Below are 12,018 nucleotides of genomic sequence, written 5' to 3'. Positions count from 1 at the left end.
GACCGCCAATGATTGCGCGGCCGCCGATCCAGACAAGCCTTTGTCGACGCCGACCAAGATGGGAGTTCCGACCGCTCCAAACGAAACCGGTGTGCTTTGGATGATCATTCCACAGAAGACTGCCGCCAAGGCTGGGAATCCAAGTCCGACCAGCAACGGAACGCAGACAGCCGCCGGAGTGCCGAAACCGGCGGCTCCTTCGATGAACGATCCAAACAGCCAAGCGATGATGATGGCTTGAACCCGAGCGTCGGGCGACAGGTTGCTGAAGGACGACCGGATGGTTCTGATCGCGCCGCTGACTGTTAACGATTCCAATAACAGAATTGCGCCGAAAACGATGAACAGCAAGCTGATTGCAATGATCACGCCTTTGGTCGATGCCGCAGCGACTTGTAGGACCGGCACTTGCCAGACCAAAGCCGATAGGGCGGCGGTCAAGACAAATGCAACCGGCATCGCGCGAGCCGCCGGCCAACGTAGGCCAACCAGCAACACGCCAACAGTCAAAATAGGCACCAAAGCCACCAGTGCCAGCATCAGCGTTTCACCCAAGTGGTTGTTGGTGATTCAAGGTGATTTGTTTTCATTTAGGCGGGCTCTTATGTCAGTATGTAAATAGGCCAAACCGTTCTCGGAATAAGCTTTGGAGACGTTCGAGAGGCAGCATTGAAGGATTGCAAGGCGAGGATGGAAACCGTCGGGTCACGTGCTATCTGTTGATGTGCCAGCCCCGTCCAGCGTAGTCCTTGGGAATCAAGAGCCTACCTCGTCGTATAGCGGGCTGTTGATCTAATGAGCCGTACCGCGTTAGCGGCGGTTGATCAGACGCCAACCGGGGCTAACTTCCATCGGCTAATTGTTGTCATGCGGTATACGATTAAATCAACAGGCTGATAGGGCACCTGTAGAGAAACGTTTCAGCTCATAGGCTACCTGATCCACGATCAGCTTGCTGACGTATCGGATCGTTTCAGGCATTGTCGAAAGACCAGACCGCCAGAGATCAATGCCACCCCGATGATCCAGATCCGCGGCTGTACCCAGAATGCTAGGCCGAGGCATGAGATTAGACCAAGCCATGGCACGATTGGTGAAAACAAGCGTTCTTCGGCGGTCAGGCGTGTTGCTGCGAGATTCGTGAGCGCGTAGTAGACCAACACGGTGAAGGCACTGAACGACCACGTCGTTTTGACGTCTCCGATGAGTGCGAGCGTTCCCACGCCGATACCAACCGCGACCACAGCGACGGACGGGGTTGAGCTCTTGCTCGATACGGCTGCTAAACCGCGAGGCAAATCGCCGCGGCGACCCATGGCGAAAACAACTCTCGAAAGGCCAAGGATCAGGTTGAGGAGCACACCAAGCATCGCGGTCACCGCACCGATGGCAACCAGTTTGGCCACCATGGGTGAATTCAAATGATTCGCAACAAGTTGCAAGGGAGCGGTCTGTTGCGAAGTGGAGCCCAAAACGCCCGTTCCCGCCGCCGCGACCGCGATGCCGCCGACGATCGCATACAGCAATGATGAGACCAGCAACGTGACAATGATGGCTCGCGGAATCGTTCGGCGAGGGTTGTGGACTTCTTCGCCGAGCGTCGCGATTCGGCCGTAGCCGGTGTAGGCGACGAACATCAATGCGCAAGCCTCCAAGAATTGCCGCGTCGCGGTTGATGGGACATCCGATGTAAACAATGGTGTCATGTTGGCGGAACCTTCTCGCCAGGCAATCGGCAAACCGGCGACCACGAAGCTGGCCAGCGCGATCAGCGTCGTGCTGACGATCGCAATATTCGTCCAGTTGGATCGCCGGATCCCCCCGAGCAACAGCAACGTTGTCGCGACCACCGCACAAACGGCAAGCGGCACGATCCAGTCTCCACGATCGACTTGGAATAGTTGCAATGCGTACCCGGCAAAACCCAAGGCGGCGGTGGCGGCGGAAGCGGACTTGGCGCACAGGAACATCCATCCCGCCGTGAATCCCATCGAAGGCGTCAGCCAGCGGTAGCCGTACTCGTAGGTGCCGCCGCTGACTGGATGCGCAGCCGCCAATTGAGCGCTGCTCAGTCCATTGAATGTGGCGACCAACCCAGCAACGAGAATAGCAAACACGACCGATGGCCCGGTGATTCCGGCCGCGATCCCGATGCTGACAAAGACGCCCGTGCCAACGATGGATCCGAGCCCCATCATCATGGCGCCGAACAGGCCCACCTCACGGCGAAGTGCGGCTGGTTCTGGAGGGCGGCTCGGTTGCGAATCAATGGTCATGGGGATTAACAGTCTGTTGATTTAGTCGTATACCAAATGACAACAATTAGCCGATGGGCGTTAGCCCCGGTTGGCGTCTGACTAACCGCCGCTAACGCGGTACGGCTCATTAAATCAACAGCCCGCTAACGCCGGAATCGACGAAGGGCGGTGCGAGCAGCGAGTGTATCGAGCGGAACGCAAGCCGAGAACGCGTTGACGGTTTTTGCTTGCGGCCTGTGGATTGAGTTCGCAAAGTCGCCGGGATGATATTTCTATGTGGTGAACGGATTGGCTTGTTACCGTTCGACCTCCCCTCGCTTCGCTCGACCCTCCTGCCAGGAGGGTGAAGTGGGGGACGTTTTCCAATCGCTTTGGTTGCGTTCACGCGGCTCTTAGGAGCACTCGGTTGCGGGGGACTCGGTCGAGGGATTCGCCACCGTAGCGAGCGAGGGTTCCGTTGGCGACTTCGTAACCGTGACGGAAGAGGAGACTGAATTCCTGGTGGTCCAATCGGCGAAGCGTCGTTTCGATCCGGGAGACTCGATCGACTTCCTCGTCCGTCAACGACGGTTGCTCGGTCCAATGCGAATCGCGAATTCCGGAGGTGCTGCCGGTGGCTTCCGTCGGCGTGTGGGCTCGCAGGGTGGATCGCTTGCTCTTCAAACCAAGTCGCAAGTACGCGCCGCTGCCGGGGTTCTTCTTGAAGTGGTCGATCAACATCCGTGCTCGTAGGCTGCGGACTTGATCGGTGGCCACATCGACCAGCCGCATGGAGGCTTTCAAGTATCCCGGACGCCACTTCGATCGACGCGATTCGCTGCCCAGTGGTCGCGAGGCATCGCAGACGATCAAGAAGTCGGTGCCGTCGACCAAGCCGATGCCGGGTTTGAAAAGTGCTTCCACGCCGAGGTTGTCGTACACGCCGCCATCCCAAAGGTGCAGCCGTTTGTACTTGGCCGGAATGGAATGCCACTGGTCGTTTCGCATCTCTTTCCAACGATGGTGTTTGGCTTTCACAATCAGCGGACCAATCAACCCAGGCACGGCGGCGGAAGCGGCCAAGGCATGCGACAGTCGAAGCTTCGGGTCGACGATGTATTTGGTTTGGTAGTCGCCCATCAAGTCTCGCTGGAATCGCCAGTTTTTGCCCGTTTGATAGCAGGTCGCGTTGATCAACCAACGGGGTGACTCTGGCAGGTCGGCAAGGTCACCGTTGATTTGCCACCGTCGCTCGAGTTCGTCGCCCAGGACCGCGGCGCGGCCACTGAGGATTTGCCAGGGGAACATCAGCGACTTGATCACGTAGGATCGCTGCAGGTTCTGAGTGGTCAGCAAACGCAAGATTCTGGGAACGACCTCGTGGAGGTATTCCTCGCTACTGGGCCAGCGATTGTTGGTCGCAGAAAACACCAGCCCCGCGGCAAGGCTGCCTCCGGAAACGCTGGAGATCATCTGGACGTTTCCGAGCAAATCTTCCCGTGCGAGTCGCGCAAGGACGCCCAGGTGAAACACGGTGGCGCGAACGCCACCACCAGAGAAAGCCAGGGCGATTTTCATCTTGGTTTGGGAGTGAATTTCCGAGAAGTCGAGACGGATTGGCTCGGTCAGATTACCGGGAGCGGCGGTTGCGTCGCCATGTCAATCCGGTTGGATTTGAGGGCGTCGCAGGGGCTTGGGGAGCGGGGTGGGCACGAAAAAAGGGCATCCATTGGTGAATGGATGCCCTGGGTTGGTCTCTTCACAAGCTGGAAGCCGATGCCACTTTTAGAGGCCCAGCGACTCGAGGGTGGGGGCCAAGGCGTCGGCCCAGATCTCGTAGCCCTTTTCGGACAGGTGCAGGTAATCGGGCATGATCGCGGGATCGATCGTGCCGTCCTCGTTCATGAAGTGATCGCCCAAGTCGACGTAAACGATGTTTTCGCCGTCGGCCATTTTCGCGATCCGGTCGTTGACGGCGATGTTATTCAGTCGCATCAAGTCCATCTTGGTTTTGCCTCGCGGCATGATGGCTTGCAACACGATCTTCGTCTTTGGCAATTTCTCACGCAGGATCGAAAGGATCTTTTCGACACCCTCGGCGATCTGCGTTGGATCTTGCATGAAGTGACCGGTGTTGTTGGTACCGATCATCAACACAGCGACTTCGGGTTGGATCTTGCCGAGATTGCCGTGTGTCAAACGCCAAATGATGTGCTCGGTGCGATCGCCGCCGATGCCCAAGTTGATGGTGTCGTGTTTGGCGTAGTTTTCTTCCCAAACCTTTTTGCCGCGGCCTTCCCAGCCTTGCGTGATGGAATCACCGATGAAGGCCAATTTGGGTTTGGCGGTCTTGGCCAGTTTGGACATCGCCATGTTGCGTTTCTGCCAGCCTGGTTCGTCACCTCGCGTGGCCGGAATGGTGGCGGAGTTGACGTCATACAAATCACGCAGATCAACGTAGCGTTTTTTCAATCCGGCCAAAATGTCGGCGTATTCGGGATCGTCGTGGACCGACTTGAGTTCAAGAGGGTCGGTTTCCAGATCGAACAGGTTCCATTCGCGACTGCGGGGGAAGAACATCAGCTTGTAACGTTCGGTTCGCACACCGTCGTGAACGGGGACCATGTGCACCGCCGCGTTCTCGTAGTAGGCGTAGTAAACCGCGTCACGCCAAGTCGATGACGCTCGGCAACCGTCTTTCATCATCGAGACCATGCTGCGTCCTTGGATGGCCTCGGGGATTTCTGCTCCGGCGGCTTCCAAGAAGGTCGGGGCGTAGTCGATGTTTTGGATGGGGGCGGTGCTTTCGGTGCCGGGTGCGATCACGCCGGGCCAGCGAATCAGGAACGGCATGCGAAGTGATTCTTCGAACATCCAGCGTTTGTCGTACCAGCCATGTTCACCGAGGTAGAACCCTTGGTCGCTGCTGTAGATCACGATCGTGTTTTCGGCGAGTCCTGATTCGTCGAGGTAAGCCAGCAGTTCACCGACGCTGTCATCGACCGCTTGAACGGTGCCGAGGTAATCTTTGATGTAGCGTTGGTATTTCCATTTGGTGATGTCTTTGCTGGACAGTTTGCCGGCTTTCATGTCGGCGATGAACTTTTGGTTCTCGGGTTCATAAGCGGCGTCCCAGGCGGCCTTTTGTTCGTCGTTCATGCGGCGATATTCGCCGTTGCCCAAACGTGGCAGGAACTGCTCGGGGAACAAACTCTCGCCATGGAACTTCATGTCGTGGCCCCAGTAGAAATGGTTCTCCAGCGACATTTCGCTTTCGTGCAGCAACTTCGAACGAGCGGCGTAATCGTCGAACAAGGTTTCTGGTTCAGGCACGTCAACGCCTTTGTACAAATCAAAGTGACGTGGTGGAGGCGACCAGTTTCGGTGGGGAGCCTTGTGTTGGCACATCAGCACAAACGGTTGGTCTTCATCGCGATCGTTCTGCAACCAGTTCAGCGTGTTCTCGGTGATGATGTCCGTCACGTAGCCGGTATACCGCTTGCGTGATCCATCCATTTGGATGAAGTCAGGGTTGTAGTAGTTGCCTTGTCCGGGAAGGATTTCCCAGTGATTGAAACCGACCGGATCGGTGCCCAGGTGCCACTTGCCGATGAGTGCCGTTTGATAACCGACATCTTGCAACAGTTTTGGGAACGTGACCTGTGAGGCATCGAAGCGATTGCCGTTGCGAAGGAAGCCGTTGATGTGGCTGTGTTTGCCCGTCAGGATGCAGGCTCGCGAAGGGCCGCAGATTGAGTTGGCGCAGAAAGAGTTGTGAAAGACGGCGCCTTCGTTGGCGATGCGATCGAGGTTAGGAGTCTTGTTGATCTTGGATCCGTAAGCACCGATGGCTTGCAACGCATGGTCATCGGAAAATACGAAGACGATGTTGGGCCGTTTGGCTTTGGCCGGTTCATCCGCGGAAGCTGTGTGAGGCAAGAGGTTGCCGAGTACCGCGAGTGCAATCGACAACGCGACAAGGCGTTTCGTTATGCGAGATGCTTGGCGAGAAACCGGAAGATGATTCATGGTGTTGCCGGAGTCAGTGGTGGGAAGGTCGGTAGGAAGCGGCTAGTTTAAACCGAACCATGGCCCTGTTGTGGCACCGCTCGGTGTTTCTCGTTCGTCGACTCGGTGAATGAACCACAACGGAACCGACACTCACACCGGAACCATATGAAGTGAAAATTTGGATCGATGCCGACGCTGCTCCGCGGGACGTCAAGGAGGTCGTGTTTCGTGCCGCAAAACGTTTGGACCTGGTAACGATTTTGGTCGCGAATTCACCGGTTGGAGTTCCGGCGAACGCGACGACGGTTCGGTCCGTGGTCGTTCGGGAGGGAGCCGATCAAGCGGACCGGTACATCGTCAACAACGGCGAACCGGGTGATCTGGCGGTGACCGCCGATTTGCCACTGGCGGGATTGTTGGTGGACAAAGGTTTGTTTGTGATCGATCCGCGAGGGGAAGAATATTCGCCCGCGACCATCGCCAGTCGCCTTTCGATGCGAAATTTCATGGACGACCTGCGAGGTGCTGGTGTCGAGACGGGCGGCAGTGCGCCTTATGGTCCCAAAGACAAAAAGGCGTTCGCGTCGACCTTTGATCGTTTGTTGACAAAAGCCATCCGGAGGGCTGAGACCTCCTCGGAGTAGTGGTTCGCGTTGAAGCGCAGCAGCGACTATCCTGCGACAGTCCATTCTGCCTTCGACCGTGGAAATTCTGGCGTTTTCTCATGCCGGTTGTTGGTGGATTGTTTTGCTAGGCGATCTTTGTCCGCAAGCCACAATCGAGTGAGTTCATTGAGATCTACCAATTGTTTGTGTCGGCTGATGCTGACCGTTTCGATGGCGTGTCTGGCCATCGTTGCCCACGGCCAAGATGTTCGCGGAGTCGCCCCTGTCGTGGGGCTTCGCACCAATTCGCCCACCGACGTCTTGCTGACCGGTGCCACATTGGTGACCAATCCGGATTACTACTTGAAGGATTTGGGTGCGGAGGAGTCGGCCAAGGAGTCTGATGAGAAATCAGCGATTGGCGATGTTCTGATTCGATCCGGTCGCATCGTCGCGGTCAGTGATTCCATTGAACCGCCGCCAGGTTGCCGCGTCGTGGATTGCTCGGGCAAGACGATCTACGCGGGATGGATCAATGCTTGGCAAGAGGTGTCCGCTGATTCGCTGACTTCAGGCGATGACTATTGGAACGCGAATATTGTTGCCAACCGCGAAATTCGCGATTTGTCGAATGTTCCGGATGCTGGCAAGCTTCGCAGTCAAGGTTTCACCACGACGGTACTGGCTCCGAAAGGACGCATCATCGGCGGCCAGCCTTCGGTTTGGTCGCTGAATGAATCCAAAGACGAAGCCGACAACGCTCACGCCGGACCGCAACGCATTGCAGATTTGAAATGGATGACGGCGGCGTTGTCCGTGCCGCGCGGGAATGATTCCGGCGAACGATATCCAAACTCTCCCATGGGCGCGGTGGCGTTGCTTCGGCAATCGCTTTATGACGCTCAGTGGTACCGAGACGCGTCGGCCGCTCACGATGCGAACCCGTCGCTACCCCAACCCGATCACAGCGAGACTTTGCAAACGTTGCATCAAGCTTTGGCGGGTTCGACGTTTGTGTTTGATTGTCCCAATGAACGCATGGCGTTGCGGGCTCAGAACATCGCGAATGAATTTTCGATGCGATCAATCATCCGAGGCTCAGGACGAGAGTACCGAGAATCGGAAGCGATCGCGGCGCTGGACCGAGTGCTTTTGTTGCCGCTGGATTTTCCAGAGGCTCCTGATGTGTCGACGCCCGAGTCAGCACGCGAAGTGGATTTGGTCAGGCTGATGGATTGGAAGTTCGCTCCCACCAACCCGGCCGAGATGATTCGTCAGGGAGCGACGGTTTGCTTGACCACGGATCGCTTGGATGACCCTGGCAAGTTTTTGGCTCGATTGCGAACCGCCGTGGAACGTGGATTATCACGCCGCGACGCGATCGCCTCGCTGACCACCACCCCGGCGGGATTGCTGGGGTTGGATCGGACTCATGGCCGCATCGCCGGTGGAATGTCAGCGAACTTGATCGTCGCGGATGGGGATTTGTTCGACAAAGAAACGAAGGTTTGGAAGGTTCTGGTCGATGGACAAGAGTTCGTGATCAATGAGGAACCGGAGACCAAAGTCGCATCGTTGGTCGGTTCGTGGAAGCTTCGTATGCCAGCGGATTCCACAACGGAAGTCGAGTTGGCGATCTCGCAAAAGGATGGTCGCTTGTCGGCGGAGTTGATCGGCAAGACGCCGGGGGAAAGCAGCGAAGGAGACGTAGAAGCCGCAAGTGAATCGGATGATTCGGAAGAAGGCGAATCGGAATCAGAAGAGGAAGGTTCGGATGACGAAGAGGATGACGAGAAAGACGATGAACCCAAGGAAAAGACGAGCAAGCAAAAGCTGAAGAAGATCGTTCAGCGATTGGATCAATTCGCGGGGCAGATCACTTGCGGTGATTCCGATGACGCTCTTTGCCAAGCCTTGGGTTTGCCAGAAGGCACGCATCGCGTCGTCATCCGCTCGAGTGCCAAGACGTTGGCGGATGTTTCGAACGCGGAACCGCTGTCGATCGAGTTCTATCCGATCGGGCAGGCTTCTCGCCGATTCCAAACCAGTTGGATGGAGCCGGAACCTGAAGACGACTCGGAGGAAGAGGAGTCGGATGAGGACTCATCGGACGATGACAACGACGACGGTGAAGGTGCCGACGAAGAGACAATCGACGACAAGAACACGGATAGTGAGCTTGCAGCGGCGGATTCCGCGAAAAAATCGAGTGAGTCGGCCGAAGAAGAGTCGTCAATCGACGAGCTGCAAATCGTTCGTCCGTTGGGTGCCTATGGCCGGTCCGAACCGGTCGCACGCCCGTCCAAGGTTCTGTTTCAAGGAGCGTTGGTTTGGACGTGCGAAGATCGCGGTGACTTGCAGATTCCTGAAACACCGATGGATGTTTTGATCGAAGACGGCCGAATTGTTGCGGTGGAAGAGCACATCACGGTTCCCACCGGAGAAGACTGCACGATCATCGATGCATCAGGCAAACACATCACTCCCGGTTTGATTGATTGCCACTCGCACGCGGCGACTGACGGCGGCATCAATGAATCGGGGCAAGTTGTCACGGCGGAGGTGCGGATCGGGGACTTCATCGACAACACCGACATCACGATTTATCGGCAACTCGCCGGTGGTGTCACGACCGCGAATATCTTGCACGGATCGGCCAATCCGATTGGTGGGCAAAACCAAGTCGTGAAGTTCCGTTGGGGCGATCCGATGGAGGACTTCCGATTCAAAGATGCTCCTTTGGGGATCAAGTTCGCGCTCGGCGAAAACGTCAAGCGGAGCACGTCGCGATATCCCAACACGCGAATGGGCGTTGAACAATTGCTTCGTGATCAATTGCTCGCCGCACGCGAGTACGCCAGTGCACATCGACGCTGGAATTCTGGCGAGCGCAACACGTTGCCACCGCGAGTGAATTTGCAATTGCAAACGCTGGTTGAGATTCAGGACGGCAAGCGTTGGATTCACTGCCACAGCTATCGCCAAGACGAGATCATGGCGACGCTGGATGTTCTGGATGAGTTTGGCATTCGGATCGGAACGCTGCAGCATATTTTGGAAGGCTACAAGGTTGCTGATCGAATGGCCGAGCACGGTGCGATGGCATCTTCGTTCGCCGATTGGTGGGCTTATAAGTTCGAGGTCTACGATGCGATTCCTTACAACGGTGTGTTGATGCACAACAAAGGCATCGTGGTCTCGTACAACAGTGACGACGCTGAGATGGGCCGGCACCTGAACACCGAGGCTGGGAAAGCGGTCAAATACGGCGGTGTTCCACCAACCGAAGCGTTGAAGTTTGTGACGCTCAATCCAGCGAAACAGCTTCGGATCGAAGATCGCGTTGGATCGATCGAAGTTGGCAAAGACGCGGACTTGGTCGTTTGGAGCGGACCGCCGATGTCCACGACCAGTCGTTGCGAACAGACCTGGATCGACGGACGCCCGATGTTCCGTTTGGAAGATGATGCCGAGATGCAGGCCCGTGATGAAGCTTGGCGGAACGAGCTGATTCAGGAGTTGCTCGACGGCAAGCCAAAATCCGAATCGGATGATGCTTCAGAAGACGATGACGACAAATCGCTCTCCAACCGTCGTGCGATCGAACTAGCCGAAGAAGACCGCTGGTTGCGTTACGACGAGTTCTGCAATTCACGTGGTGCCCAGCAGAGAGCCCAACAAAACGCGATGTCACAAGGAACGGAGGAAGTCCAATGAGCGATTCAAGAAATCTATCGGCCGCCGTTCTGGCATTCGTTTTTGGAGCGTGCACGGTGTTGTCGCCTGCGATGGCTCACGACATGGTTCCCGGTGCACCACAAAGCAAACCGATCGTGATTCGGAATGCGACGCTGCATTTGGGGAATGGTTCGATCGTCGAAAATGGATCAATTCTGTTTGAAGACGGGGTGATCAGCGAAGTGGGAGCTTCGGTCCGGTTGCCGGATTCGACAGAGGTGATCGAGGGAGCGGGCAAGCACGTTTACCCGGGCTTGATCGATGCGTACACCGATCTGGGACTTCGTGAAATCACGGCGGTGGATGTGACGCTCGACAATGTTGAGCGAGGGGAACTGAATCCCAACGTTCGATCTTGGGTCGCCTTCAATCCGGATAGCGAATTGATTCCTGTTGGTAGAGCAGGCGGTGTGATGTTGGCTCATGTCGTTCCCGGCGGCCGATTGCTGCAAGGACAATCGGGGGTAATGCAGTTGGACGGTTGGTCTTACCAGGACATGTTGTTGGAAGGTCCGGTCGGATTGTGCGTGAACTGGGAATCCGTGGTGCCTCGCGGTGGCGATTCCAAGGAGAAAGCCAAACGATACGACGAGCAAATCCAAGAGCTGGATGACTTGTTCGAACGAGCCCGCCGGTATGGCGAAGCGACCCAAGCGGAAGAGAGCGTCGCGACAGATGTTCGGCTGGAAAGTCTGCTTCCGGTGATCAACGGTGAACGACCCGTGTTTGTTGAAGCCGATCGATTGGGAGCGATTGAGTCTGCGATCTCGTTCTTCACTTCTCGTCAAATCCCGATGGTGTTGTGCGGTGGTGCTGATGCAATGCACTGCGTTGAACATTTGACGGCTCATGACATTCCCGTGATTTTGGTCGCGACTTATCGACTGCCACGGCGCCGGTCTGATCCGGTTGATGCGTTGTATTCGTTGCCATCGAAGCTTCGCGAATCTGGCGTCCGGTTTGCAATCGCAGGCGAGGGATCGGGGTATCCGGGAGGTGCGTCGAATATTCGGAACCTTCCGTATCACGCCGGTGTCGCGGTGGCTCACGGTTTGCCTCGCGAAGAAGCGGTGCGTGCGATCACTCAATCAGCAGCCGAAATTTTGGGCGTTGCCGATCGAGTCGGAACGCTGGCGGCAAAACGACATGCAACGTTGATCGTCGTCGATGGCGACGTGCTCGAGTCCGAAACGCGTGTGGTCGATGCCTACGTCCAAGGGCGCAAGGTCGATTTGAGCAACAAACACAAACAGTTGTATCGCAAGTACGAACAGTTGCCCTGATTCGGTTGTCCGTGGTCCGATTTTGTAGAAGGCCACTGATTCGTTCAGGTGACCCTTTCAGACCGTCGTGTTGATATACTGGCCCGCTGCGCAAGCGAAGACCGCGAATGATCGCGTGCTTGCAACTGCGGCCGATCAGGCCTT

At 56.5% G+C, this 12,018-nt stretch carries 7 protein-coding genes; 3 read left to right on the top strand and 4 right to left on the bottom strand.

All coding sequences use genetic code 11. From position 1 onward, the window contains the following. The 4 genes from RE6C_RS19835 to RE6C_RS19820 all read right to left on the bottom strand — a co-directional run. A partial coding sequence (locus tag RE6C_RS19835; protein ID WP_008659426.1) for an L-lactate permease occupies positions 1-555 on the bottom strand: 555 nt, incomplete at its 3' end. A gap of 392 nt (positions 556-947) precedes the next feature. After that, positions 948-2,276 carry an APC family permease gene (locus RE6C_RS19830; RefSeq protein ID WP_039962689.1) on the bottom strand — a complete coding sequence of 443 codons (1,329 nt, stop codon included), beginning with the start codon at positions 2,274-2,276 and terminating at the stop codon, positions 948-950. Positions 2,277-2,639: 363 nt separating this feature from the next. Further along, on the bottom strand, positions 2,640-3,815 hold the full coding sequence (locus tag RE6C_RS19825) for a patatin-like phospholipase family protein (RefSeq protein ID WP_008659422.1): 1,176 nt from the start codon (positions 3,813-3,815) through the stop codon (positions 2,640-2,642). A gap of 207 nt (positions 3,816-4,022) precedes the next feature. Further along, complete coding sequence (locus tag RE6C_RS19820; protein WP_008659420.1) at positions 4,023-6,266, bottom strand: sulfatase/phosphatase domain-containing protein; 2,244 nt, start codon at positions 6,264-6,266, stop codon at positions 4,023-4,025. 152 nt (positions 6,267-6,418) lie between these two features. On the opposite strand from RE6C_RS19820, the gene RE6C_RS19815 reads away from it, so the two are divergent. The 3 genes from RE6C_RS19815 to RE6C_RS19805 all read left to right on the top strand — a co-directional run bounded on the left by RE6C_RS19815 (position 6,419) and on the right by RE6C_RS19805 (position 11,874). Next, the gene (locus RE6C_RS19815) at positions 6,419-6,892 is read left to right on the top strand and encodes a YaiI/YqxD family protein (RefSeq protein ID WP_008659418.1); all 474 of its coding nucleotides are present in this window, start codon (positions 6,419-6,421) and stop codon (positions 6,890-6,892) included. A gap of 192 nt (positions 6,893-7,084) precedes the next feature. Next, positions 7,085-10,570: an amidohydrolase family protein gene (locus RE6C_RS19810; RefSeq protein ID WP_008659417.1), complete on the top strand. Its 3,486-nt coding sequence runs from the start codon at positions 7,085-7,087 to the stop codon at positions 10,568-10,570. Next, on the top strand, positions 10,567-11,874 hold the full coding sequence (locus tag RE6C_RS19805) for an amidohydrolase (protein ID WP_008659414.1): 1,308 nt from the start codon (positions 10,567-10,569) through the stop codon (positions 11,872-11,874). Before RE6C_RS19810 ends, RE6C_RS19805 begins: the two co-directional genes overlap by 4 nt. The last annotated feature ends 144 nt before the right edge of the window (positions 11,875-12,018 follow it).

The sequence above is a fragment of the Rhodopirellula europaea 6C genome (assembly GCF_000338295.1).
Taxonomy (GTDB): Bacteria; Planctomycetota; Planctomycetia; order Pirellulales; family Pirellulaceae; genus Rhodopirellula; species Rhodopirellula europaea.
The sequence above is the reverse complement of the archived record's forward strand: the minus strand, read 5'-3'. Positions and strand labels throughout refer to the sequence as shown.